The following is a 25,764-nucleotide window of genomic DNA, read 5'->3' as shown; positions in this document are numbered from 1 at the left end:
CATTACACTACAGCCCGCAAACTTGCTGGACAGTCTGGGCATTACGTCCAACACTGAACGCAAGGTCACGCCCAAGCTTGAAAAAGCACGGGAAAGCTCGCATGTTCTCCCAGTTGAGACGGTGCAGCCGCAGGCGGCCGCCGTCAGCCAGGAGAAAACACGTACCATGTCGAGTGAGCGGGATATCGACCATGAACTGGTACTGCGCGTTCAGCGCGGTGACAAGAAAGCCTTCGAGCTGCTTGTCAACAAGTACCATCGCAAGATCGGCCGGCTACTCAGCCGCATGATCCGCGACCAGGCCGAGATTGAAGATGTTACCCAGGAAGCCTTCATCAAGGCTTACCGTGCTTTGCCCGCGTTCCGTGGTGAAAGTGCCTTTTATACCTGGCTGTACCGCATCGCCATCAATACGGCCAAGAATTACCTGGCATCGCTGGGACGTCGCCCTGTGCTCTCTACCGAGTATGAGGATGAGGACGGCGATACCCTGGATACGGCATCGCAGTTGCCGGATATGAATACCCCCGAAACCGAAATGATGAACCGTCAGATCGTGGCGACGGTGAACCAAGCGGTAGAAGCCCTGCCTGAGGAATTGCGCACTGCGATTACCTTGCGCGAAATGGAGGGCTTGTCCTACGAAGATATTGCAGCTGTAATGAATTGCCCTATCGGCACGGTGCGTTCTCGCATCTTCCGGGCTCGCGAAGCGATTGCAACCAAGCTGCGGCCCATGATTGAATCAGTCGGCAAAGACCGGCGTTGGTAACAACCTACAGGGTAGACGGGTGCAGAAAATGCAGGAAAAACTTTCGGCCATGGTAGACGGCGAGTGGGATGACCACGAGCTTGATGCGCTGATGGCCTCTATCTCGCAGGAAGAGGGCGCCGACGCTTGGCGGGATTATCACCTGATTGGTGATGCGATGAATCAGCGTTCGGTATTGTCGGGCGACTTCATGGCAAATTTTTCGACGCGACTGGAGCAGGAGCCTGCGATATTGGCGCCCAATGCCATGCGGCGGCGTGTGGCTGTTCCACACAAGCGATGGGTTGCACTGTCGATGGCAGCTTCGGTGGTACTGGTCAGTGCAACCGCGTGGTATGTCAGCAGCGCACGTGGCTTGACCGTGCCGGGTACGCCAGCGGGTAATGAGTTGCTGGCGGCCAATCAGCCGATCAAGGTCGCGCCGCAGGTAGTGGAGGAGGTTAATCCCTATCTGTTTGCTCACCAGGCCATGTCGGGCAATCCCGGCTTCAGCCACAAGCCCGTTATCTTGACGGGTGCAGAGGCGGAACGGGCTGTGGGTCATCATTGACCCGCATTGCTAAGCCATACAAGCGGCGCGCCGGGCGCGCCGCCTAATCCCAACGGATACCCTTAATATCTTGCGTGACGCTAAGCCTGCCATGAAACTGCGTATGGGCTTGTGCAGCCTGTTGCTGCTCGCCTCGTCGGTACAAGCTGCAGAATTGCTTACTTCTTCCGAATCCGCCGGCTTGCTCAAAAGAATGGCGGTGTCGGCGCGAATACTCAATTACAGCGGCGTTTATCTCTATCACCATACCGATGTGATGGAGACCTTCCGTCTGGTACATGCCTACGATGCAGGCGGTGAGCAGGAACGGCGTGAGTCGCTGGATGGTATCCCGCGTGAATTTGTCCGCAATAACGACCAGATTACCTGCTATCTCCCCAATGTCCGTCCCTTCATGCTCGATAGGCGTGCGGCGAACAAGTTCTTTCCCGGCGTCATACCGGATCAGATATTGGATGTGCTGAATAATTACAGCTTCAAGCGTCTGGGTGTGGAGCGGGTGGCGGGGTATGAATGCCAGTCCGTCCTGCTGGAGCCCAAGGACAAGTTGCGCAATCCACATCAGCTATGCCTGGAAACCAATACGGGCTTGCTGCTCAAGAGCACCATGTTTGGGCCTGAGCGTGGCGATTTGCTGGAGCATTTTGTTTTTACCCAGCTGGATATTGGTGGGGCCATAGACAAGCGGGCGCTGAAGTCGGTGCTGGCCAGCAAGGCACTGCCGCTGGAGCCCCAGCCTTTGCCCAAGGCCTTGCCCGCCCCGCTGGGAGGGCCTTCGCAGTTCGTGATGGCGAATTTGCCCAGTGGTTTCCGTCTGGTCAAGGAGGCCCTCAGCAAGTTGCCGGGCAAGGCCGACCCTGTACAGCATTTCCTCTATAGCGATGGCATGGCGACAGTATCGGTCTTTGTCGAGCCAGCCAGCAGCAATCCTGTTGCCTTGCCTTTATCGCGCAGCAACAAGACCGTGAATTTCTATTCGCGCCAAGCCGACGGCTGGCGTGTCACCGCACTGGGTGAAGTGCCATTGCGCACAGTGCAGCTTTTTACCCAGTCCTTTTCCGTCCGCTGAGCCATGATGCAGTTCGTCGCGGTTTTCAGGGGGCTTGTCGCAAGCCGACAGCAATCGGGAACTTGGCCGGCAAGGCCGGGCTCCTAGCTCACGTCATAGGTTTGCTTGTGTCAGCGGGTGTCTTGAAATTCCGCTGGGCAGCAATCACCTTGTCCATACCTTCTAGTCAGTCAACGAGAAAAAGGATAGATCAGTATGAAACACAGCCTGTTGACCGCCTTGTTGTTCACTTGCGGTCTTACTGCCTGCACTGAAGCAGCCACTGCTCAACCCGCCGCCAAGCCGGTTGCCGTAGCGCCTACGGTGGCAGCAACGGCGGCCCCACTGGTGGCAGGATTGCCTGATTTCAGCGCCTTGGTTGAGCGCGAGGGCCGTGCCGTGGTGAATATCAGCACTACCCAGATTGTGCGGGCCAATCGCAACACGGCCCAGGGTATGGATAACGAAACCCTGGAATTCTTCAGGCGCTTTGGCTTTCCGGTGCCACGGCAATCTCCACAGCCACGGGAGGAGCGCGCCCAGTCGTTTGGCTCCGGTTTTATCATTGAAGCCGATGGTTATGTGCTGACCAATGCCCATGTGGTGGCGGATGCGGATGAAATTACCGTCAAGCTGATAGACCGGCGAGAATTCAAGGCCAAGGTGGTGGGTTCGGATGCCCGTACCGATGTGGCCTTGCTCAAGATTGAAGCCACGGGTTTGCCGACGGTGGATTTGGGCTCCAGCGAAAAGCTGCGTGTCGGTGAATGGGTCATTGCCATTGGCTCGCCTTTTGGTCTTGATAACAGCGTGACTGCTGGCATAGTCAGTGCCAAGGGGCGCAATCTGCCGGATGAGAACTTCGTGCCCTTCATCCAGACCGATGCGGCGGTGAATCCAGGTAATTCGGGTGGCCCGCTGTTCAATGTGCGCGGTGAGGTGGTGGGGATCAATTCCCAGATATTCAGCCGCTCGGGTGGCTATATGGGGCTGTCTTTTGCCATCCCCATCGATACGGCTGTGCAGATATCCGAGCAACTCAAGCGTCAGGGCAAGGTTACCCGTGGGCGCATAGGTGTCGGCATACAGGGCATGAGCGATGAACTGGCCGAAAGCTTTGGCCTCAAGGCCAAGCAGGGTGCCCTGGTCACCAATGTGGAGTCGGATTCCCCTGCGGCCAAGGCTGGACTGAAGGCGGGTGACGTTATCCTCAAGTTCAACGGCGTGGCGGTGGAGGAATCATCTGACCTGCCGCGTATCGTGGGTGGAACCAAGCCGGGCACCAGCGTGCCAATGGAAATCTGGCGTGATAAGGCGGGCAAGACCGTCACGATCTCTGTGGCTGAGCTGGAAACGCCGGCGGATGGCCGTTCGGCCCAGCGCGAGCGCAAGTCTGAACCCAAGACCGAGGCAGGTGTCAGCAAGTCCGGCTTGACCATACGCGAGGTGGATGCCCGCGCGCTCAAGCAGTTGGGTGTGAAGTTCGCCATGCAGGTGGTTGAGGTGCGTGGTTCGGCCGGTCGTGCTGGCATACAGCCTGGTGACTATATCGTAGGCATAGGCGGCGACGAGCTGGCCTCGCTGAGCCAGCTGGACAATGCCCTGACAGCGGTGAAGCCGGGTGGCAGCATACCGCTGCGCTTGCGCCGTGGTGAGGCTGCGCTGTTTGTGACCTTGAAGATGCCGGAAAAGGGCGACAAGGGCGATGATTGAGCGGGCGCTGCTGACGCTGTACGGCCGGGAGTATTGCAGCCTGTGCCAGCAGATGCGCGAGGAGTTGCGTTTGCTGGCGCCGGATCTGCAGTTGGATGTGATCTGGTTCGATATCGACGACGATGACGCCGCTGAGGCCAAGTACAACGATATGGTGCCGGTGCTGGCGGGCAATGGCGACGAGGTGATTTGCTTCTATCACCTCGATCGCTACAAGCTGGATGCCTACCTGGGGCGCCTGCGGGCTGCCTGACGGCAACAGTCGCGTGTGTCACTATCCACCCAAGCTACGCTGAATCCGGTAAAATCGCGAAAAATCAACGTGGGCACGTCGCAACGTGCCCATTTTTCATGCAGTTTTCCGGTCGTGTCGCCCAGAAGTTTATGAACCATATTCGCAATTTCTCCATCATCGCCCATATCGACCACGGTAAATCCACCCTGGCTGACCGCTTTATCCAATTCTGCGGCGGCCTGGAGCTGCGGGAGATGAGTGAGCAGGTGCTCGATTCCATGGATATCGAGAAGGAACGCGGCATCACCATCAAGGCCCAGACTGCCGCCTTGCACTACAAGGCGCGTGATGGGCAGGTCTACAACCTGAACCTGATCGATACCCCGGGCCACGTTGACTTCAGCTATGAAGTCAGCCGTTCGCTGGCCGCCTGTGAAGGGGCCTTGCTGGTGGTTGATGCTTCGCAGGGCGTGGAAGCACAGACGGTGGCCAACTGCTACACCGCTATCGAGCAGGGTGTCGAGGTGGTGGCTGTGCTGAACAAGATCGACCTGCCTGCGGCCGAGCCCGAGCGGGTAATCGATGAGATCGAGGACATCGTCGGTATCGAGGCGACGGATGCGGTTCGCGCCAGCGCCAAGAATGGCATTGGTATCGAAGACATACTCGAGGCCGTGGTTGCCAAGGTGCCTGCCCCCAAGGGCAACCCGGAGGGGCCGGTCAAGGCATTGATCATCGACTCCTGGTTTGACAACTACGTCGGCGTCGTGATGCTGGTGCGGGTGGTCGACGGGGAGATCAAGCCCAAGGACAAGCTGCTGTTCATGTCGACCAAGGCGCAGCATCTGTGCGAGCAGGTTGGTGTGTTTACGCCCAAGTCAGTGCAGCGCGATTCGCTCAAGGCGGGTGAGGTCGGTTTTATTATCGCGGGTATCAAGGAGCTGGCGTCTGCCAAGGTGGGCGATACCATTACCTTGGTCAAGCCGGCGGCGACCGAAGCCTTGCCTGGTTTCAAGGAAGTGAAGTCGCAGGTGTTCGCCGGCCTCTATCCGGTGGAATCGCATGACTACGATTCGCTGCGTGACAGCCTGGAAAAACTGAAGCTGAACGACGCTTCGCTGCATTTTGAGCCGGAAGTGTCGCAGGCGCTGGGCTTTGGCTTCCGTTGTGGCTTCCTGGGCTTGTTGCACCTGGAGATCGTGCAGGAGCGGCTGGAGCGCGAGTTCGACATGGACCTGATTACCACGGCCCCGACCGTGGTGTATCAGGTGCTGCTAAAGGATGGCGAGCTGATAGAGATCGAGAATCCATCGCGCTTGCCTGAGCTGGGCAAGATTGAAGAGATACGCGAGCCCATCATTACCTCGACCATTCTGGTGCCGCAGGATTATGTGGGCGCGGTGATGACGCTGTGTAATCAGAAGCGTGGTGCCCAGCGCAATATGCAGTACCTTGGCCGTCAGGTGATGCTGACCTATGAGCTGCCCATGGCCGAGGTGGTGATGGACTTCTTTGACAAGCTCAAGTCGGTGTCGCGTGGTTACGCCTCGCTGGACTATGACTTCAAGGAATTCCGATCAGACGATCTGGTCAAGCTGGATGTGCTGGTCAACGGTGAGAAGGTCGATGCGTTAAGTCTGATTGTGCACCGCGCTACCAGCGTTTACCGTGGCCGCGAACTGGTCAGCAAGATGCGCGAGCTGATACCGCGGCAGATGTTCGACATTGCCATACAGGCGGCTATCGGCGCCCACATCATTGCCCGCGAAACCGTCAAGGCCATGCGCAAGGATGTGTTGGCCAAGTGCTATGGCGGTGATATCAGCCGCAAGAAGAAGCTGCTGGAGAAGCAGAAGGCCGGTAAGAAGCGGATGAAGCAGGTAGGTAATGTGGAAATCCCGCAAGAGGCCTTCCTGGCGATTCTGCAGGTCAGTGACAAGTAACACGATGCCCTGATCAGGCAGTTGGTACTGCCTGATCGGTGCGCTGTCTCAATCTGGGTGTGGCAAGTGCTTGCAAGCGCTATTGTCAGGCCCATACAACCCCTAACACGCCAAGAAAGCCCGCATGAACTGGACCTATCTTGCCTTTGTTGCCTTGCTTGCCGGCCCCGCCCTGATCTGGTGGTCTCGCCGAGCTGCCCAGCCGGTGTTTGATGCCGAGCAGATGGCCGAAAGTGCGCTGTGGGGGTATTTCTTCATACTGGTCGGCAGTTGGGGCGTGCTGTCCATGTTTGCCAACCCCAGCGACCTGTTCTTTGTCGTGATGCTGGTGGCAGCGGTGATGGCGCTGATTGCCAAGCTGATGGGCTACAAGGCCAAGGGCAATGAAAAGGCCTTGCCCGACTGGGCCGCTTTCGGTTTCTCCAATGCGCTGGTGCTGGCGGCCATAGGCCTAGGTAAGACCTTTGTGATCGAGCCTATGCAGATACCCTCCAGCTCCATGCGTCCTGGCTTGATCGTGGGGGATTTCATCCTGATCAACAAGTCGGCATATGGTATACGCGTGCCCTTCCTGAACGTGCCGGTGATTCCGGTGGGCAAGCCTGAGCGTGGCGACGTCGTGGTGTTCCGTTTCCCTGAGGATACCAAGATCAATTACATCAAGCGTGTCATCGGTGTGCCTGGCGACAAGGTAGAGTACCGCAACAAGCAGTTGACCATCAACGGTGTGCGTGTGGATAGCGTGCCGGTGGGGAATTATGAATACAAGGATGCCGGCCGGGATGAGGTGCAGGCCGTACGCATGGCTGAACGTCTGAACCAGCACAAGTATGAGACCCTGAACACACCTGGTGAGCGTACCCTGAACCCTATGAACCTGCATGATTTCCCCATGCGCGAGCAGCAATGCCAGCATGACGAGACGGGCTTCAGCTGCACGGTACCCCAGGGGCAATACATGATGCTGGGCGACAATCGTGACGATAGCAATGATGGTCGTTACTGGGGCTTTGTGCCGGATGACCATCTGGCAGGTCGTGCCTTTATGGTCTGGATGAATTTCGGCCAGTTCAGCCGGATTGGCACCCGTATCCAATAATATCGTGAGCTGACGCGCACTGTTGGCCACCGGGCATGACAGTGCGCAGCGCCCGCTGGATCAAGACATCGCTTGCCATGATCAACCTGGCAAGCGATTTGCATCTTGTCGAGTGCGAACTTTATGCCACAGCAATGGTGAAATAGTTCATGGCAGGCTCTAGAATGGCGCCAGACTAGCGCGATTTGCGTATATCGGAGAATGAAAGCATGCGTAAACAAAAGGGCTTGAGCCTGATCAACCTGATGGCATGGGGCATTATCCTGGGGGGTGGCTTGATTCTGGGTCTGAAGTTGGTGCCCGCCTACACGGAGTACTTTGGCGTTAAGTCTGCCCTGAAAGGTATTGCCAAAGAGAAGGCTGGAGCGCCCCTTGGCGAAATACGTGAAGCCTTCGAGCGGCGGGCTACGATTGAGAATATTCAATCCCTTACGTCAGAGGACTTGGACATTGTTCAGGATCAGAGCGGTACGACCATATCTGTCAACTATCAGCGCGTTATTCCCTTGATGGGCAATGCCAGCCTAGTGTTGGACTACAGTGTCGAAGAGCGTGGCGGTAGCGGTGGCGGCGAGTGAGTGCTGATTTCACCCGGCTTGAGCTGGCGCTGACCCATCGTTTTGCCGATGCCCGTCTGCTGCAGCAAGCCCTGACCCATCGCAGCTATGGGGTGCCGCACAACGAGCGGCTGGAGTTTCTTGGCGACAGCATACTCAATGCTGTCGTGGCCAGGCTGCTGTTTGATGCATTTCCAGAGCGTAGCGAAGGGGAGTTATCCCGGCTGCGTGCCAGCATGGTCAAAAAGGAAACCTTGGCGGAGTTGGCGCAGGATCTGCTGCTGTCCGAATACCTGCGCCTCGGTGACGGCGAGGCGCGTAGCGGGGGTTACCAGCGTCCGTCTATCCTGGCCGATACCTTGGAAGCCATCTTTGCCGCAGTCTGCCTGGATGCAGGCTTCGAAGCTGCACGAGAGACGATTACTGCCTTGATTGGCCCCAAGATTGCGGCGATTGATCCGGAAACGCATGGCAAGGATAGCAAGACCAAGTTGCAGGAGTGGTTGCAAGCCCGCCGTATGGCCTTGCCGCAATATCGTATAGTCAGCCAGCGCGGCGAGGCGCATGATCAGCATTTCGTTGTGGAATGCCGTATTGCCGATCTCGATCTCGCCAGCAACGGCGAAGGCGCCAGCCGTCGGGCCGCCGAGCAGGAGGCCGCAACCCGCGCGCTATCCACCCTGCCTAATGTCAGGAAAGCGCATAAGTCATGACCGAAGCAACACCGTTCCATACCGGCTTTATCGCCATCGTTGGCCGTCCCAACGTTGGCAAGTCCACCCTGCTGAACCGGCTGATAGGTCAGAAGATCAGCATCGTCTCGCGCAAGGCGCAGACTACCCGCCACCGTATCACCGGCATACGTACTGATGCCGATGCCCAGTTTGTGTTTGTGGACACCCCAGGTTTCCAGACCAAGTACAAAAGCGCCCTGAACGACGCCATGAATCGTGGCGTCACCACCACCTTGTCTGACGTGGATGTGGTGCTGTTCGTGATCGAGGCCAGCAAGTTCGATGCGCGTGATATCGAGGTGATGAAGTTGCTACCCAAGCATCGCCCCGTCATCCTGGTGCTCAACAAGGCCGACCTGCTCAAGGACAAAGGGCAGTTGTTGCCGTTTATCCAGCGCATGTCCAGCCAGTTTGCCTTCCATGCGATTGTGCCGATCTCGGCCAAGAAGATCATGAAGGTGGACGTCCTGATTGATGCGATCAAGCCGCTGCTGCCTGAAGGCGCGCCCATGTATGAAGAAGACCAGGTGACGGATAGGAGTCAGCGCTTCCTGGCATCTGAACTGATACGCGAGAAGATCTTCCGCCTGGTGGGTGATGAACTGCCTTACTCCACCACGGTGGAGATTGAGCAGTACCAGGAAGAGGGCAATCTGTGCCGCATCCATGCGGCCATCCTGGTGGATCGCGATGCGCAAAAGGCCATCGTGATTGGCGCCGGGGGTGAGAAACTCAAGGAAATCTCCACCCAGGCCCGGACGGACATGGAGAAGATGTTCGACTGCAAGGTCTATCTGGAAGTCTTCGTTAAAGTGAAGAGTGGGTGGGCCGACGATACCCGCCTGGTGCGCCAGTTCGGTTACGAGTAAGCCTGCTCGGATGGCGGCACGATGAGTTTTGCCCGCAGCAAGCAGCGTGTGGAGGCAGCCCCTTGCTGGCTGCTGCACAGCTATCCCTACAAGGAAACCAGCCTGATCATTGAGGTATTGAGCAGGCAGCAGGGGCGGGTTGCGCTGGTGGCGCGCGGCGCGCGCAGGCCGACCTCGGGCTTGCGCGGCAGTCTGCTGGCGTTTCAGCCGCTGGAGGCATCGTGGTTTGGCACGGGCGACCTGAAAACCCTGCATGCTGCGGAATGGCAAGGCGGGGTGCCGCAGCTGGCGGGCTTGCCGCTGATCTGCGGTTTCTACCTCAATGAATTGCTGCTCAAGCTGCTGCCACGTGAAGATGCCCATCCTGGCTTGTTTGATGCCTATGGCCGGGCTGTGCGTGCCCTGGCGCAATGCCCGCAGGAGGTCGAGCCCATACTACGCCGCTTTGAGCTGACCTTGCTGACTGAAATGGGCTACGGCTTTGCGCTGGACAAGGATGCTGCGGGCCAGTCCATCAGCAAGGATGGGGAGTATCGCTTTATGGCAGGGCGAGGCATCGTGCCGGCCTTCAATTTGCCCTCGGGCTTGGGGGTGCCGCTGTCTGGCCGCAGCCTTGCGGCCATGGCCAGTGGCGATTACAACGAGCCCCAGGCTGCGCAGCAGGCCAAGCATTTGATGCGGGTGCTGCTGGCGGAGTTGCTGGGTGAGGCGCCGCTACATACCCGCAAGATACTGCGCGACCTGCACAAACTCTGATGATTTACGGCATAGGCACCGACCTTATCGACATCGCCCGCATAGGCGTGGCCTACGACAGGCATAGGCAGCGCTTTGCCGATCGTCTATTGTCGCTGCCGGAACAGCAGGAGCTGGCGCTGGCGACGGACAAGGCCCGTTTCCTGGCCAAGCGCTGGGCGGCCAAGGAAGCCTTTGCCAAGGCTTTGGGCACGGGCATACGGCCGCCGGTTACCCTGGCTGGTATCTGGATTACCCATGATGCGGCAGGGCGGCCGGGGCTGGGTTTCGATGAGGCGATTGCTGGCCTGCTGCAACAGCGGGGCATAGGTCGCGCCCATTTGTCCCTCAGCGACGAGCGCGGGTCGGTGGTGGCCTTCGTGGTACTGGAAGTTAGCTGAACCCGATGGCTATAACAAAGTCATAATGGGGTTACCATTGGGGCATGCATTGCCACCACGGCAGTGCGGTCTAACTGTACGGACACCTATCAAGGAAACCGGGATGATCGCCATTGAACACAAAGCTCACTGCGTGCTGGCTACGGTAGCCGGGGAATTCACCCTGGCGGATTATCGCGAATTTGAAGAAAACGTGCTGTATGAGCTGCAGTTTCACGGCAAACCCAACCTGCTGCTCGACCTGACGGAAATGCTGGGCTACACCCTGGATGTAGTGTGGGAGGAAATACGCTTTACCCGCGAGCATGCGACAGACTTTGGGTGTATTGCCATCGTCACTACCGATCAATGGACTACCTGGGCCACCTGGCTTGCGCGTCTGTTTGTAGAGAGCGAAGTACAGGTGTTTGAAAACGGGCGGCAGGCCGAGGCCTGGCTGCTGGAAAATACGCCGGTACCTGGCTGATGCGTCGCTTATTTGAATCCCTTAGCGGTATGGTCAAGCGGGAGTCGGATCCCTTGGGAGATCCGCGTACCGCAACGAACTGGATGAAGGAGATCCGCCAGCAGGATATCGCTGGTCAGTTGCTGGCTGTGCGGGAAATGATAGGGCGGATCGAGGGGCGCGAGGGTATCTCACTCAATACCCTGCAATCGTTGTTCGTGATAGACGAGAAAATTCAGCCCACCTTTGACCAGGTAAAACAGCAGTACATCCAGAATCCCCGTGCGGGCAAGGCTGTAGAGGAAAAGCTGTGGAATGAGGTTGTGGGGTTTGCCCGTGCGATGCTGGCAGCCTACCACCCCTTTGTGCGATTGGAAGAGCCCAGCCCTGAAGAGGAGGCCGGCTTTCTGCAAGCCAGCGGCCTGATGCTGGCGCGTGCCTTGCACTATGTGGGTATACAGGTGAAGTGGCACTACTTCCGCTTTCAGAGCCCACCCGCCACCCTGTGGGCAGCAGCCAACCAACTGTATAGGCTGGCGGAACTCAGTGGGGTGGACAGCCATTCCTTCCGGCTCTATTCCGAGCAGGAGAGCCAGACGACATCCTGTACTGACGAGTTCATACGCATACAGATGCTGGCGACGCTCAACAACGGCAATTTCAATCTGCGCCAGTACGATTGGGCAGACCGTTGGCTGATGCTATGGTCGCGGCAGGTGCAGGTGGAGCGCAAGTACCGCGAGGGTGTGCATCAGTTCTGCGTCAATCTGGGCGAGCCCAGTGGCCCGGCCAAGATACATGAAGCCATAGAAGGCGAGATGCTGCGGTTTTGGGGCGTGGGCGAATTGCTGGCCGAGATGGCCAAGGTCATCAGCCAGCTGGAAGCCGGCGACACGCCTGCGCGCCTGGGCCTGGGCGATGATGCGCGCATGCCGGCCTGTCTCGACTTCCTGCGGCAGCTGGAGATACTCTGGTCGCGTGAACGTAACCAGCAACTGGGTCGCAGCGAGCGTACCAAGGTCAGCAAGCTGGTGCAGGTCACGTCGGGCCTTTCCAATATCTTTACCGCCATCCGCTTTGACGACGAGCGCGCCATGCTGCGCTCCAGCGCCCGCACTGCGCCGGACAACGACGAAGTCATGGATATGAAGCTCTATGGCTATGTGACGGATCGTACCAAGCAGAAGCTGGCCATGGCACAAGCCCGCAACCACGCTTATGTGAACAAGGCCAAGACCATAGACCACGATGAGTGGATAGTGGAGAACCAGTCGGCGGGTGGCTTTGGGGCAGTGCTGCCGCTGGAAGGGCATGATTGGGTGCGCTTGGGGGTATTGCTGGCCTTGCGTAACCATGAGCAGGACAGCTGGATGATAGCCGTCATCAGGCGGCTCAACCGTATCAATGGTGAGCAGCTCTATGCCGGCGTGCAGATATTGAGTTCTACACCGGTAGCCTCCAGCATGAAGTCGCTGGAACCGGAGCGGGCGGTCAGCATGTCTGCGGTGGAGGGAATAGATACGGTGGGCTTGACCCTGCCCAAGAGCGGTCTCTACATTCCCTATCTGGGCGAGGGTAAACGTGCCAATACCCTGCTGATCCATTCGGCCGATTACGCGCCCGGCCGCTTGTACCAGGTGACTGCACGCGACAAGATATTTGTGGTGCGCATAGGTGAGACCCTGGAAAAGGGTCCGGACTGGATCTGGGCCATGATAGAACTGATGCGGCGAGACGCTTAAGTAGCCAGCCTGAAACCGACCTGCGGGTCGGTTTTTTCATGCGTGGCGGTATCGTTCAAGCGCTGGCTTGCCAGGCTGGTCCACAATCCGGCCATCTGGAGCAAGCGCTGCCCACCAAACCGGGCAAAGTGCTTTGTTCGCGGTATTACTAGCTTGGAGTCTCGCACTATGTCTTTGCCTGTTGCTCCCCATATCGTGATTGCAGGTGCCGGCAGTGTGGGCTGCTATGTGGGTGCCTGCCTGGCGCTGCGAGGCCGTAAGGTGACCTTTCTGCTGCGCCCCGGCATGGCCGCACAGTTGCAGGAGCATGGCCTGAGGGTGACAGACTACCAGGGGCGTAGCCGACAACTGGCTGCGGCTGCCTTACGGCTGTCAAGCGACCCCGCCGTCCTGGCCGAGGCGGATATCGTGCTGGTGACCGTGAAAAGCGCGGCCAGCCCGGTGATTGCAGCGGAGATTGCCCGGCACGCCCGGTCTGGGACTGTAGTGGTCAGCCTGCAGAATGGTGTAGGCAATGCGGAGCTGCTGGCGCAGGCCTTGCCGGACCAGCAGGTGCTGGCAGGCATGGTGCCATTCAATGTGTTGCAGCAGGGCGAGGGGCGTTTTCACCGGGGTAGTGAAGGCGAGCTGGCGATTGCGGACACAGTGCCGGGTCTGGCCGACCTATTGGCTTGCGAGGGCTTGGCATGCCGGGCTTATGCGGATATGGCTGCGGTGCAGTGGGGCAAGCTCCTGCTTAACTTGAATAACGCGCTTAATGCCCTGGCGGGGGTGCCCTTGCTGGAGCAGCTACAGGCGCGCGCCTGGCGGTGCCTGCTGGCTGGCATGATGGATGAAGCCCTGCATGCGATGAAACGGGCGGGGATACGGCCGGCCAAGGTCAGCCGGGTTCCGGCCTGGCTTATCCCCCATTTACTACGCTTGCCTACGCCCTTGTTCCGCCGTGTAGCGGCATCCATGCTGACCATAGACCCGTTGGCGCGTTCTTCCATGTGGGAAGACCTGCAACAGGGCCGGTTAACCGAGGTGGTGTATCTGCAAGGTGCCGTGGTCGCGCTGGCGGCCAGCCAGGGTGCCAGTGCGCCCCGGTGCGAGCGGGTGATGGCGGCTATTCATGTGGCCGAGCAGGCGGGCGAGGGCTCGCCTCGCCTGTCTCCAAGCACCTTGGTCTAGCTGGTGGCTGCCATCCTGGTTTTCAGCCACAGCCCAATCGCCACGATTTCTTCCATGCAGACTGAGTGTGGCATGCGATAGCTGTGCCATTCGGTGGGGTGACCGCCAGTACCGACCTGTTTGGCGGCCGCTTCTCCCAGAGCATAAGGCACGATAGGGTCCTGTATGCCATGGGCTGCAAATACCGGCGTGGCCTGATTGGCAGGGCTGCTTTCGCTGTCCAGCAAGGATTGGGAGGGGATGTAGGTGGAAAGCGCAATGATGCCGGCCAGTTTGTCGGGGTGGGTAAGGCCGACGCTATAGGCCATGGCGCCACCTTGCGAGAAGCCGGCCAGGATGATGCGCTCGCTGGGGATGCCGCGCTGGTTCTCGCGCTCGATCAGGGCCTGGATGGCGCTACGGTTCTGGCGTATGCCCGCTTCATCTACCCGGCGGCTGATCGAATCGAGTTCCAGGATGTCATACCAGGCCCGCATGACGTAGCCGTTGTTGCAGGTCACCGGAATCATGGGTGCGTGGGGAAACACAAACCGCACAGCAGCCTCGTCCAGCCCCAGTTCGGGCACGATGGAGACAAAATCGTTGCCGTCTGCACCCAGGCCGTGCATCCAGATGACGGCCCATTGGGGATGGGGTCGGGTTTCGATTTCTATGGCGTCGAGCAGTTGGCTCATCGGGCAAGTCCTTTGACGATGTGATGGCGAAAGCAGGTGGTGGCATGGTCGTTGACCATGCCTATGGCCTGCATATAGGCGTAGATGATGGTGGAGCCGACAAACTTGAAACCGCGCTTGGATAGATCCTTGGATATCTGGTCTGACAAAGGCGTATGCGCTGGGGCATGTTGGTAGCTGTCGAAACTGTTTTGCAGGGGTTGGCCATCGACATAGGCCCACAGCAGGCTATCGAGGCTGGACCCGGCGGCTTGCAGCTGCAGCCAGGCTCGGGCGTTGCTGATGGCGGCAGCCACTTTGAGGCGGTTGCGCACGATGCCCGGATTCGCCAGCAGTTCAGCGACTTTGGCGTCATCGTACACGGCTATCCTGCTGGCATCCCAGCCATCGAAGGCGGCGCGGTAGTGGTCCCGCTTGTTCAGTATGGTCTCCCACGATAGCCCCGCCTGTGCGCCTTCCAGGTTCAGCATCTCGAACAGCGTACGCTCGTCGTGGCAGGGTACGCCCCATTCCTCGTCGTGGTAGGCGAGATAGCGGGGATTCTTGGGGTTGGCCCAGCCACAGCGACAGGGTTCGGTCATGATGGTCTTGGCAATCGGTGAGGGAGGAGGCGCATGATAAAACGCCACCCCGTCCCAGGGAATGGGGCGGGGTGGCGGTTAAGGTGCCAGATACCGTGGTCAGGGCTTGAGTGGCGGGATGGCGCCGGCTTTCAGCGGCTTGATCGGCTCGCTGGCCAGTTTCTGCCTGAGGTAGTTGATGGCGGTCTCCAACTGCTTGTCCTCACCCTTGAAGGTGGCGTGCGGTGGATTATCGACCTCGATATCGGGCTGTACCCCCACGCCTTCAACCAGCCAGCTACCGTCTACGCCGAACTGCGCATTCTCGGCCACCCGGGCGATGCCCTCATCGGCCAGGGTGTTGCGATCGGATAGCCAGACACCGGCACCGCTGGTACGCGTACCAATCAGCGGTCCCAGCTTGAGAGCCTGTACGCCGGCTGCAAAGGTTTCGCCATCGGAGTAGGTCAGGGCATCGGTCAGCACCACCAGGTGGCCACGGAAGGCCTGCTGCATATTGCCATAAGGCGTAACGCCCGGCGGTGCCCAGAAGGCCCAGACCCGGCGCAGCAGTTTTTCTATGACCCAGCTATCGATATTGCCGCCATTGTTACGGCGGACGTCGATGATCAGGCCATCACGCTCGTACTGCGCATAGAATTCGCGCACAAAGCTGGCCATATCGCCGGCACCCATGGCGCGCAGGTGCAGGTAGCCCAGCTTGCCATTGCTGGCCTTCTCCACCGTCTCCTTGCGGGTTTGTTCCCAGTCGTTGTAGCGCAGTGCCGCCTGCTGCCTGGCATCGACCGGGGTGACGATCACGCGGCGCACTGCTGCATTGCCGCGACGGACTTCCAGCAGCACCTGCTGGCCGGCCTGGTTGCGCAGCAGGTCGGAGAAGTCTCGCGTCTCGGCGCTGTTCCTGCCGTTGACTGCGACGATGATATCGCCCTCGCGTACATCCACGCCTGGCGCCTGCAGGGGAGAGCGCTCGCTGGGTAGTTCGGCCTCGGTACGGTAGATACGGGCGACCTCCCAGCCATTGGCCACGCGCTCCAGCACGGCGCCCAGGCCGGCGGCGTTGGCGCCATCGCTGGCACGACGCATATCACCACCGCCGACTTGCGAGTGCAGCGAGCCTACTTCGCCGATTAGTTGGGCCAGCACGTCATCGAGTTCGCTGCGGTCCGTGACGCGCTCGACCAGCGGGGCGAACTTCTTGCGACTGGCAACCCAATCTACGCCACGCATCTGGCGGTCGTAGAGCGAGTCGCGATGCATGCGCCAGGCGTCGTGATACATCTGGCGCCATTCTTCGCGCGGGTCTATGCGCAAGCTCCAATCGCCCAGGCGTACGCCAGATTTGCTCAAATCGCCCGGCGCCTTGGGGCCGGCATCGACGATGAACATTTCGGGATTGTCGTTATTGCCCTTGCGATACCAGAGCTTCTTGCCATCTTGCGACAGGGCGAAGCTATGGATGTCGGCTGCGAACACTTCTGGCTTGGGGCCGGTGTTGTCTATGGCCAGCGTCTTCAGATCGTTACGGCTGCCCTCGGCCTCCAGCAGGTAGAGCCGCTTGCCGTCCACGGCCAGGTCACGGTAGTTGGCCGGTGCAACAGGCACCTCATACAGGCGATCGGCCAGGCCTTCGTACTGTATGGCGGGCTGGCTAGACTTGGTTTCCTTACCTTCGGCGGGCTTGCTGGCGGCTTTGTCGGCAGGCTTGTCGTCACCGCCGGGCTTGGCGTTCTGCAATTCATCCTTGGGCTGGAAGGGGAAGCGGTTGCCGGCTTGCAGGGCCAGGGCGTAAACCTTGGTGCGGCGATCAAAATAGGCGCCGGTATTGCGGTCGCCCCAGGGGCCGCGATTGGTGGCCTGGAAATTTCTGTCCGACAGGAACCACAGCCAGCGGCCATCGGGGCTGAAAACAGGGGCCTGGCTGTTGTACTTGTCGCTGCTGAGCCAGTGCATACGGCGGCTCTCCAGGCTGTACAGGCCTATCTGGTTCATTTGCCGCGCATTGGTGCCACGCACCAGGGCTATGCTGCGGCTATCCGGTGCCCAGCTGATGTCACTATGCTCATCGACACCATCGCGGCTGGCATCATCGATGAGTTCGTTTTTTCGGGTCGCCAGGTCCAGCAGCCAGAGGCGGCCCTGCTTATCGTTGTGCAGCAGCCATTTGCCATCGGGTGAGGGATAGATGCCAAAGCGCTGGGTATTGCCATCGCTGGTCAAGGCACTGCCGCCGTCGCTGCCGTCGGCAAGGAAGCGCCAGATCTCATGTTCACCGGTGCTGTCGGCAATGGCGTAGACCCAGCGGCCATCGGGGCTGAGGGTGGCTTCGCGCAGGCGCGCACCGGCAGGTTGCTGTATATCGATGCGGCGCAGCAGGCCCGTACTGGCCAAGGTTGTGCGGCCACGGGCGGTCACGGCTACACGCTCGCCATCGGGTGACAGTATCGTGCTGCTGGCATAGCGCAGGGGCTTGTCCAGCCAGCGCGGCCGCATCTGGTCGAAATCGGAGACCAGATTGATGTCCAGGGCTTCATCGCGGCGGCTGGCGATATCCAGCAGGCGCAAGTCGGCACCCAGCTGGTAGACCACGCGGCCGCTGTCCAGGCTGGCGCTGCGGATGTCGAATTCGGCATGGCGAGTCAACTGCTGCAACTCGGTGCCATCGGGCTTCATGCTCCAGAGATTGTCGCGGCCATCGCTGTCGCTGATCAGCACCAGCCGGCCGTTCCACCACATGGGGCGGCGCAGGTTGCGATTGGCGGGGCCGATGCGCTCGGCTTCCTTGCCGTTTTTCAGGTTGAAGCGCCACAGCTGCGACAGTGCGCCACCGCGATAGTGGCGGGCATTGTCATTGCTGCTGACCAGGCCAAAGCGGACGAAGTAGACATACTCGCCCTTTTCATCGAGCACGGCGTCATTGGCATCGGCCAAGGGTAGTACCCGCTTGTCGCCGGTATTGGGGTTGACCAGGGTCACGACGCGCAGCGACGAGGGGCCGCTGCTGTGTTGGGCGGTGTAGAGCACTTCGCCCTGTGCGGTCCAGCCCAAGGTGGTGGCGCGGGTGTTCTCGAAACTCAGACGCCTGGGCTGGCCACCGGCCAGCGGCATCAGGTAGACCTCGGTGGCGCCCTCGTAGTTGGCTGAGAAGGCGACCCACTTGCCATCGGGGGAGAGGGCTGGCCGGGTTTCTTCGGCAGCGTGGCTGGTCAGGCGGCGGGCATTGCCACCGCTGACATTGCTGGCCCACAGGTCACCCTCGGCGGTGAACACCACGGTATTGGCCTGCAGGGCAGGAAACCGGAAATAGCCATTGCTGGCCGCCAGGGCCGGCACGGTGGCCAGCAAGCCGGCTAGCGCCAGCGAGATACGCGACAACTGCATTGCTGCTCTCCCTTTTTTATCGATATCTGGTGACAACGCGGCGCATGGTACACGGCCTGTACGCCCCATGACCAAGACCTGCGACGGTTTGTTGTTTGGCGGGATGAATGGTGGCAGCTATGCTGAATATAATCCGCTCGCAGAGGGTGTTGCCATGCAACAGCGCCGTGAACAAGCCCTGGCCGGCTGCCTGCTGGGTGGTGCGATAGGTGATGCCTTGGGCCTGGCCTATGAGGGTTTGAGTCCGCGCCGCCTGGCCAGGCTGAGCCCAGGGCCGCTGCGCTTTCGGGTTTTTCCTGGGCTGGCACTGGTATCGGACGATACCGAGCATGCGGCACTGACGGCCCAGGCCTTGCTCAGGAGCCGGGGAGATGTAGACCGGTTTGAACGGGTGTTGGCATGGCGGCTGCGCCTCTGGATAGCCGCGCTGCCCGCAGGGGTCGGCTGGGCAACCGGACGCGCTTTGTGGAAACTCTGGCTGGGCATACCGCCGGGCAGTAACGGTGTTCACTCCGCCGGCAATGGGCCGGCCATGCGCGCTGCCATACTCGGCGTCTATCTGGCGCGGCAACCCCACACGCTGGCCGAGCATCTCGCCCGCAGCACCCGCCTGACCCATACCGATATCCGTGCTGAAGCGGGGGCGCATTGCATTGCGCTGGCCGCAGCCCAGGCCAGCCAGGGCAGTAGCGACCCGCTGCAACTGGCGCATCTGCTGGCACCCGTGCTGGAGCAGGATGGCGAAGGCATGGCGGATTTCAGGATGCTGATGCGCGCCATGTTCGAAAGTGTCGCCAAGGGTGAGCGCACCCAGGCTTTCTGTGCCGCGCAGGGCTGGCAACGGGGTGTACTCGGATATGTGGTTCACACCGTGGCGGCCGCACTGCATGCCTGGCTCTCGCACCCGCAGGATCTGGATGCGGCGCTGGAAGACATTATCCGTAGTGGCGGTGATGTAGACAGCACCGCTGCGCTGGTCGGTGGACTGGTCGGTGCCGGTGTGGGCGTGCAGGGCCTGCCGCCTGCGCGCTGTGCCGCTTTGCGCGATTGGCCCTGGAACCAGCAGCGCCTGTCCCGATTGGCGATTGCGCTGGCGCGCGGTGGCCATGAAGGCAGCCTCTACCCTTGTTGGCCCTTGGCACTGCTACGGAATCTGCTGTTTCTGCTGCTGGTATTGGGCCACGGCTTGCGCCGCCTCTTGCCGCCCTACTGAGCGCCTGTCTATGAGCCCCCATTGTTGATGGATGACGGATGGGGCAGGCGCCAATACAGCCTGAAGCAGCAGGCACTCACCGGACCGATGCCCTATCCCGCCCTTGTCTGGTCTCGGCCTGCTGGGCGCGTGACCTTGCCGCTGCAGGCTGAAGCCGACTATATATTCGAAGGGATCTTGATCATCTGTCACACGGAGAGCGTCAATGAAAATGCGCATCGCAATGGTCTTGGGACTGGCCCTGGGTGGCCAGGCCTGGGCTGCAGAAGTCAAAGTGGCGGTGGGCCTGTCGTTGCCGCCGTATGTGATACAGGAGCAGAACAAGGGCATGGAGCTGGATGTGGTGGCGCAGGCCTTGGCCGCAGCCGGGCATACCATCAAGCCTGTCTACCTGCCTTTTGCCCGTGTACCGGTAGCCATGCAGGATGGTTCGGTGGATGCGGCCATCACGGTGAATGAGTCATCGGGCATCAAGGCGGCTTTTTCTGACTCGCACATCGTGTATCAGAACTTTGCCGTGAGCCTGAGCAAGAATGGCTACAAGATAGGCAGCGTGGATGAACTGGGTAAGTACTCGGTTGCCGCCTTCCAGAACGCGACGGTGTACCTGGGCGACAAGTTCAAGGCCATGGCGGCCGCCAACAAGCGCTATGGCGAGCATGCGCAGCAGGTGAAGCAGAATATGCTGCTGTTTACCGGCCGGGCGGATGTGGTGGTGGGCGACAGGAACATCTTCAAGTATTTCAATGCCGCCGCCAAGAAAGAGGGGGTGGATACTAGCCAGCCGGTGACCTACCACGAGCTGTTTCCACCTACCCCCTACAAGGTTGCTTTCCGGGATGCGGCACTACGCGACAGCTTCAATGCCGCCTTGAAGAAGATGCGGGCGGATGGCAGCTACGAGGCCATCATGAAGAAGTACCAGTAATACGGTTGCTGGACTGGCGTCGCGCACTATTGCTTGATCAGGTCTTCCCAGATCTTGTTGAGCCGTTTCACCGATACCGGGTAGGGGGTACGCAGCTCCTGGGCGAACAGGCCTACCCGTAGTTCCTCCAGCATCCAGCGGAATGGCGCCAGCGGGGCCGGATCACGGCCCAGCTTGCGCCATTTGTCCTGCTCACTCTCCCAGCGCGCCCACAGCACGGCAAGCTCTTCGCCACGCTGGGCGTCGCGCGCCTGATTGGCGTTGTATTTTTCCAGCCGCAGCTTGATGGCTTTGAGATAACGGGGCAGATGGGGCAATTGCTCCCACGGCGTAGCGGCCAGAAAGCCCTTGTAGACGAGGCGGGATAGCTGCTGCTTCAGCTCGCTTTGCAGACGCACCGGCTTGCTCAGCAGGGCCTGCAATTGCTGCTGATCGGTGGCGACCTCCTGCAGTACCCGATAGGCAGCATCGCGCACGGCGGGCAGGCGCGTCTTGGCACGTTGCTTCTGGTTGTCGAACTCTTTCTTGCTGCGTGGCAGCGCATCGTCGCCGATAAAGGCGCGATCGCAGACACAGGCCACCAGGTCGTCCATCAGGCTGTCAGAATCCGCCATGCTGCGTAGCAGCAGGGCAGTCTGGGTAAAGTTGGTAAAACACTTGGGCAGTTGCTTGACCTGCTCCTTCAGCTCCAGCTGCATCAGCCTCACCACACCGGCACGATGGGCTTGCTCGGCGGCGGCTTCGGTATCGTACAGCCTTATGGCACAGGCGGACTCGTGGGGCACCAGGGCGGGGTAGCCCGTGAGCTTGGCGCCATGGCGCTCAAAGGTCAGTTTGCCGGGCAGGTCGCCAAAGTCCCAACTGCTGATATTGTCTTTTTCCACTGCCGGGCCATGGGCTGACGGCTTGGCAGGCTCGGCCTGGGCGGCAGCCTTGCCCTTGCCAGGCTTGGCGGCAGGTGCCGCCGGTGTGGCTGCCACCTCGCGGAAGGTCATCTGCGCCGCTTCGCCCAACTGGGTGCGCAATGCCACCAGATCACGCCCGCTGGCCAGTTCCTGGCCGGCGTCATCGACCACCCGGATGTTCATGCGCAGATGCCCTGGCAGGTCATCCAGATCAAATTCATCGAGGCTGACCGGCTGGCCTATGCCCCGGCCTACTGCATGTGCCAACTGCGGCAACAGGGGGGCGCGATGGTCGGCCTTGTCCAGCGTGACCATGGCGCGGGTCACGAATTCGGGCACCGGTACGCACAGGCGCCGTATGCTCTTGGGTAACGATTTCACCAGATGGGTGATCTTTTCGCGTATCAGGCCTGGCACCAGCCAGTCGAACGCAGCGCCATTAACCTTGTTCAGCAGGTGCAGGGGCAGTTGCACGGTCACGCCGTCCAGCGGGTGGCCGGGCTCGAAGCGGTAAGCCAGGGGCAGCACCACGCCATCCAGCACCAGGGTGGGCGGGAACTGTTGCTCGGTTATGCTCTCGCCAGCATGGCGCATCAGGTCGTCGCGGCTGAGGAACAGCAGTTGCGGCTGCTCCTTCTCGGCCTGTTTGCGCCAGGCATCGAAGCCCTGGCCATTGACGATGTCTGCTGGAATACGCTGGTCGTAGAAGTCGAACAGCACCTGCTCGTCAACCAGCACGTCCTGGCGGCGGGCTTTGTGCTCCAGTTCCTCGATCTCGCTGATCAGCTTTTCGTTGTGCTGCCAGAAGGCTGCGCGGGTGTTGAAGCGACGCCCGGCCAGGCCCTCCTTGATCATGATTTCGCGTGCTTCGACCGGGTTGACGCTGCCGTAGTGCACCTTGCGCCTGGCCACCACCGGGAGGCCATAGAGGGTGACCCGTTCGCTGGCTACCACTTGGGCCATGCCTTCTTCCCAATGCGGTTCGAAGTAATCGCGGTTGACCAGGTGGTTGGCCAGTTTTTCCAGCCATTCCGGCTGGATGGCCGCCACGCAGCGGGCATAGAGTTTGGTGGTTTCAACCAGCTCGGCACTGACCACCCATTTGGGCCGCGCCTTCTTGAGCGCGCTGCCTGGAAAGACGGCGAACTTGATGCCACGGGCGCCCAGGTATTCGTCCTCGTCCGGCTGTTTCATGCCGATCTGGCCCAGCAAGCCGGTGCATAAGGCGCGGTGCAGTGCATCGTATTGCTGCTGCGCGGCCTGTGCACGCTCCTTTTCCGCCTTCTTGGGCAGTTCGGGCACGCCAGGCTTGGCCGCTGCAGGTGCTGGGGCCGGTGTGGTACTGGCCTTCCAGCCCATGTCTTCGACGATATCGGCCAACTGTTTGTGTAGCTCGCGCCACTCGCGCATGCGCAGATAGCTGAGGAAGTTGCTATGGCACTCCTGCACCAGCAGTCGATTGGACTGTTTCTGCTTGAGTGCCTGCTCAAAGAAATGCCAGAGGTTGAGCAGGCTGACAAAGTCGGACTTGTCGTCGGCAAACTTGGCATGGGCCCGGTCGGCGGCGTCGCGCGCCTCGAAGGGGCGATCACGCGGATCCTGTATGCTCAGTGCCGAGGCGATGATCAACAGTTCCGGCAGGCAGGCTTCATCACGGCCTGCCAGCAACATGCGGCCTATCTTGGGATCGATGGGCAGGCGGGCCAGTTCGTGGCCCAGGCGGGTCAGTACCCCTTGCTCGTCCACCGCGCCCAGCTCGTGCAGCAGGGCGTAGCCATCGGCGATCAGGCGGCCGGATGGCGCTTCCAGAAACGGGAAATCCTCTACCTTACCCAGGCGCAGGGCCTGCATGCGCAGGATGACGGCGGCCAGGGACGAGCGCAGGATCTCCGGGTCGGTAAAGGCGGGCCGAGCGTTGAAATCCTTCTCGGCGTAAAGGCGTACACAGACGCCGGCGGCCACCCGGCCGCAACGACCGGCGCGCTGGCGGGCGCTGGCCTGGGAGATTTTCTCTATCTGCAGCTGCTCAACCTTGGCGCGTGGCGAGTAGCGGTTCATCCTGGCAAGGCCGGAGTCGATCACATATTTGATGCCGGGCACCGTCAGCGAGGTTTCCGCCACATTGGTGGACAGCACCACGCGCCGGCCGTTGCTGGGCCTGAAGACCTTTTGCTGATCCTCGACCGACAGGCGGGCAAACAGCGGGACGATTTCGGCGCCCATGATCTTGGCACGGCGGAGTTCTTCGGCTGTTTCCCGTATCTCGCGCTCGCCAGGCAGAAACACCAGCACATCGCCCGCGCCATCATGACGCCACAACTCCTGCACGGCATCGACCACGGCTTCTTCCATCTCCAGGTCGGCGTCATCTTCGTCCTTGCTGCGCAGCTCCTTGTAACGGACTTCCACCGGGTAGGTGCGGCCGGATACCTCGATTACCGGTGCGCCGTCAAAGTGCTGGCTGAAACGGTCGGCATCGATGGTGGCGGAGGTGACGATGACCTTGAGATCAGGCCGCCGGGGCAGCAATTGCTTGAGGAAGCCCAGCAGGAAATCAATATTGAGCGAACGCTCATGCGCCTCGTCGACGATGATGGTGTCGTACTGGCTGAGATAACGGTCGGTCTGGGTTTCGGCCAGCAGGATACCGTCCGTCATCAGCTTGACCAGGCTAAGCTCGGAGGACTTGTCGGTAAAGCGCACCTTGTAGCCTACGGTGTCGCCAATCTCGGTCTTGAGCTCCTGTGCGATACGGGTGGCCACGGTACGCGCGGCCAGGCGGCGTGGCTGGGTATGGCCGATCAGGCCTGCCAGGCCCCGTCCCAGCTCCAGGCAAATCTTGGGTAGCTGGGTGGTCTTGCCGGAGCCGGTTTCGCCACAGACGATGACCACCTGGTGGGCCGAGATGGCCGCACGCAGCTCGTCCCGCCGCTGGTTGACCGGCAGGAAATCGTCAAACTCGGGCTTGGGCAGCCGCGCCAGGCGGGCGGCATACTTGGCCTGTGATAGCGCGATGGCCTGGTTCAGCTCGGTTTCCTGCTTGTCGACAGGCTGCTTTTGCTTGCTGCGCTCACGCAGGTTGCGCGCCTTCTGGCGCAAGCCATGGTGATCGCGGAGCAGGCAGGTTTGTAAGGCGAGGTCGAGCTGGGCAGGAAACATGGATACACAAGGTTATTCAAGCAAGTCGCGATTTTAGCGGGGTTCGCTGCTTGCTGCCTTGCTGAAAGCAAAAGGTCGGATGTCGGCCGCTGCTTCCTGTTGGACTATTCCGCGGCTTTACACCTTTGCTGGGACTGGGAGGCGCATCGGATTACTGCAAGTGCTTTGACTGGATCGCAACCATAGATGCCGGCGCCCCATGCGGCATTGAGCTCTATGCATGCCCACCCACGCCCTTGGATGTAACCCACATCGACGACGATAGCCTCGGGTAAAGGGACGGACATGTCTAGCAGCAACTCCGCCATGAAGTGCTCCAGGGCTAGTTGCTCCTCGGCCGTGGTTTGGTAGCCCAACTCATCCTGTAGCTCGCCTAGGCGGGCGTAAATGGAGTAAGTGTGGAGTTGTCTGTTCAGGACAAAACACCGGAACTCGCTCTCCCAAGTGACGACTTCGGAGACCAGTACTGACATTTCCTCTGGTAGATCGCTGGGCAAGTCAGCGCCGGTATAGACCTTGGCAACAAAACTTTTGTCGTTCGGGGGCTTGATGAACGCAGGCTCGGTTCGATCTCTGGCGACACCTAGGGACGTTATGCTTATCTGGCGTTTTCGATAGCGGTCTGGCAGCGTAACTAGCCAGTCCTCAGGCGGATTCAACAGCGTCACGCCCATTTGCTCGGCTAGTGTCGGGCCAAACAAGGCTTCCAGATAAAGCACGGGCTCGGATAGGGACAGGTAGGTCTCGGGGATACGCCAACTGCTCAGGCGCTCAACATGCCAGCCCAGTTGGTTGGCCGCTCGCCACAGCGCTTGCGCGTCTTCGGTGTAGCGAGGGGTGAGTATCAATGTGGGCTGGTTCATGCGTTGGCGGTGTTGCTAATTGGCGGGCGTGCCTTGCGCACCGG

Annotated in this window: 22 protein-coding genes; 17 read left to right on the top strand and 5 right to left on the bottom strand. The window is 60.2% G+C overall.

Features of this window, described 5'->3' with window-relative positions; all coding sequences use genetic code 11:
• Positions 1-166 precede the first annotated feature (166 nt).
• From rpoE to V7714_RS06275, 15 genes are all read left to right on the top strand, one after another.
• Entirely contained in the window at positions 167-772 is a 606-nt protein-coding gene (gene rpoE, locus V7714_RS06345; RefSeq protein ID WP_284197649.1) for an RNA polymerase sigma factor RpoE, read from the top strand.
• Positions 773-800: 28 nt separating this feature from the next.
• Positions 801-1,322, top strand: coding sequence for a sigma-E factor negative regulatory protein (locus V7714_RS06340; RefSeq protein WP_335708969.1), 522 nt, complete (start codon positions 801-803; stop codon positions 1,320-1,322).
• Between the two features lie 91 nt (positions 1,323-1,413).
• Complete coding sequence (locus tag V7714_RS06335) at positions 1,414-2,391, top strand: MucB/RseB C-terminal domain-containing protein (RefSeq protein WP_335708968.1); 978 nt, start codon at positions 1,414-1,416, stop codon at positions 2,389-2,391.
• A gap of 195 nt (positions 2,392-2,586) precedes the next feature.
• Positions 2,587-4,083 carry a DegQ family serine endoprotease gene (locus V7714_RS06330; protein ID WP_335708967.1) on the top strand — a complete coding sequence of 499 codons (1,497 nt, stop codon included), beginning with the start codon at positions 2,587-2,589 and terminating at the stop codon, positions 4,081-4,083.
• Positions 4,076-4,336 carry a glutaredoxin family protein gene (locus V7714_RS06325; protein WP_335708966.1) on the top strand — a complete coding sequence of 87 codons (261 nt, stop codon included), beginning with the start codon at positions 4,076-4,078 and terminating at the stop codon, positions 4,334-4,336. The genes V7714_RS06330 and V7714_RS06325 overlap by 8 nt, the downstream gene beginning before the upstream one ends.
• Before the next feature lie 131 nt (positions 4,337-4,467).
• The gene (lepA, locus tag V7714_RS06320; protein ID WP_290331773.1) at positions 4,468-6,261 is read left to right on the top strand and encodes a translation elongation factor 4; all 1,794 of its coding nucleotides are present in this window, start codon (positions 4,468-4,470) and stop codon (positions 6,259-6,261) included.
• A 124-nt stretch (positions 6,262-6,385) separates the two neighbouring features.
• On the top strand, positions 6,386-7,360 hold the full coding sequence (gene lepB / locus V7714_RS06315; protein ID WP_335708965.1) for a signal peptidase I: 975 nt from the start codon (positions 6,386-6,388) through the stop codon (positions 7,358-7,360).
• A gap of 209 nt (positions 7,361-7,569) precedes the next feature.
• On the top strand, positions 7,570-7,938 hold the full coding sequence (locus tag V7714_RS06310) for a DUF4845 domain-containing protein (RefSeq protein ID WP_335708964.1): 369 nt from the start codon (positions 7,570-7,572) through the stop codon (positions 7,936-7,938).
• On the top strand, positions 7,935-8,630 hold the full coding sequence (rnc, locus tag V7714_RS06305) for a ribonuclease III (RefSeq protein ID WP_308447060.1): 696 nt from the start codon (positions 7,935-7,937) through the stop codon (positions 8,628-8,630). The genes V7714_RS06310 and rnc overlap by 4 nt, the downstream gene beginning before the upstream one ends.
• Positions 8,627-9,520, top strand: coding sequence for a GTPase Era (gene era, locus V7714_RS06300; protein ID WP_290331770.1), 894 nt, complete (start codon positions 8,627-8,629; stop codon positions 9,518-9,520). Before rnc ends, era begins: the two co-directional genes overlap by 4 nt.
• 21 nt (positions 9,521-9,541) lie before the next feature.
• Complete coding sequence (gene recO, locus V7714_RS06295) at positions 9,542-10,276, top strand: DNA repair protein RecO (RefSeq protein ID WP_335708963.1); 735 nt, start codon at positions 9,542-9,544, stop codon at positions 10,274-10,276.
• Positions 10,276-10,656 carry a holo-ACP synthase gene (gene acpS, locus V7714_RS06290; protein ID WP_290331768.1) on the top strand — a complete coding sequence of 127 codons (381 nt, stop codon included), beginning with the start codon at positions 10,276-10,278 and terminating at the stop codon, positions 10,654-10,656. The genes recO and acpS overlap by 1 nt, the downstream gene beginning before the upstream one ends.
• Before the next feature lie 103 nt (positions 10,657-10,759).
• The gene (locus tag V7714_RS06285) at positions 10,760-11,122 is read left to right on the top strand and encodes an STAS/SEC14 domain-containing protein (protein ID WP_335708962.1); all 363 of its coding nucleotides are present in this window, start codon (positions 10,760-10,762) and stop codon (positions 11,120-11,122) included.
• Complete coding sequence (locus tag V7714_RS06280; RefSeq protein WP_335708961.1) at positions 11,122-12,843, top strand: hypothetical protein; 1,722 nt, start codon at positions 11,122-11,124, stop codon at positions 12,841-12,843. Before V7714_RS06285 ends, V7714_RS06280 begins: the two co-directional genes overlap by 1 nt.
• A gap of 168 nt (positions 12,844-13,011) precedes the next feature.
• Positions 13,012-14,016: a 2-dehydropantoate 2-reductase gene (locus V7714_RS06275; protein WP_335708960.1), complete on the top strand. Its 1,005-nt coding sequence runs from the start codon at positions 13,012-13,014 to the stop codon at positions 14,014-14,016.
• Here V7714_RS06275 and V7714_RS06270 read toward each other — a convergent pair.
• The 3 genes from V7714_RS06270 to V7714_RS06260 form a co-directional block, all read right to left on the bottom strand.
• Entirely contained in the window at positions 14,013-14,690 is a 678-nt protein-coding gene (locus V7714_RS06270; protein WP_335708959.1) for an alpha/beta hydrolase, read from the bottom strand. The two genes, V7714_RS06275 and V7714_RS06270, sit on opposite strands and share 4 nt — an antisense overlap.
• Positions 14,687-15,271, bottom strand: coding sequence for a DNA-3-methyladenine glycosylase I (locus V7714_RS06265; RefSeq protein ID WP_335708958.1), 585 nt, complete (start codon positions 15,269-15,271; stop codon positions 14,687-14,689). Before V7714_RS06265 ends, V7714_RS06270 begins: the two co-directional genes overlap by 4 nt.
• 99 nt (positions 15,272-15,370) lie before the next feature.
• On the bottom strand, positions 15,371-18,652 hold the full coding sequence (locus V7714_RS06260; protein ID WP_335708957.1) for a S41 family peptidase: 3,282 nt from the start codon (positions 18,650-18,652) through the stop codon (positions 15,371-15,373).
• Positions 18,653-18,806: 154 nt separating this feature from the next.
• On the opposite strand from V7714_RS06260, the gene V7714_RS06255 reads away from it, so the two are divergent.
• Together V7714_RS06255 and V7714_RS06250 are read left to right on the top strand one after the other, a co-directional pair.
• Positions 18,807-19,865, top strand: a complete 1,059-nt coding sequence (locus tag V7714_RS06255) for an ADP-ribosylglycohydrolase family protein (protein ID WP_335708956.1) — start codon at positions 18,807-18,809, stop codon at positions 19,863-19,865.
• Positions 19,866-20,070: 205 nt separating this feature from the next.
• Positions 20,071-20,793 carry a substrate-binding periplasmic protein gene (locus V7714_RS06250; RefSeq protein WP_335708955.1) on the top strand — a complete coding sequence of 241 codons (723 nt, stop codon included), beginning with the start codon at positions 20,071-20,073 and terminating at the stop codon, positions 20,791-20,793.
• A 26-nt stretch (positions 20,794-20,819) separates the two neighbouring features.
• On the opposite strand, the gene hrpA is transcribed toward V7714_RS06250, so the two are convergent.
• Both hrpA and V7714_RS06240 read right to left on the bottom strand, forming a co-directional pair.
• The gene (gene hrpA, locus V7714_RS06245) at positions 20,820-24,857 is read right to left on the bottom strand and encodes an ATP-dependent RNA helicase HrpA (RefSeq protein WP_335708954.1); all 4,038 of its coding nucleotides are present in this window, start codon (positions 24,855-24,857) and stop codon (positions 20,820-20,822) included.
• Positions 24,858-24,961: 104 nt separating this feature from the next.
• Positions 24,962-25,720, bottom strand: coding sequence for an ATP-grasp domain-containing protein (locus tag V7714_RS06240; RefSeq protein ID WP_335708953.1), 759 nt, complete (start codon positions 25,718-25,720; stop codon positions 24,962-24,964).
• Positions 25,721-25,764 lie beyond the last annotated feature (44 nt).

The organism is Chitinimonas sp. JJ19 (assembly GCF_036961565.1).
Lineage (GTDB): Bacteria > Pseudomonadota > Gammaproteobacteria > Burkholderiales > Chitinimonadaceae > Chitinimonas.
The sequence above is the reverse complement of the archived record's forward strand: the minus strand, read 5'-3'. Positions and strand labels throughout refer to the sequence as shown.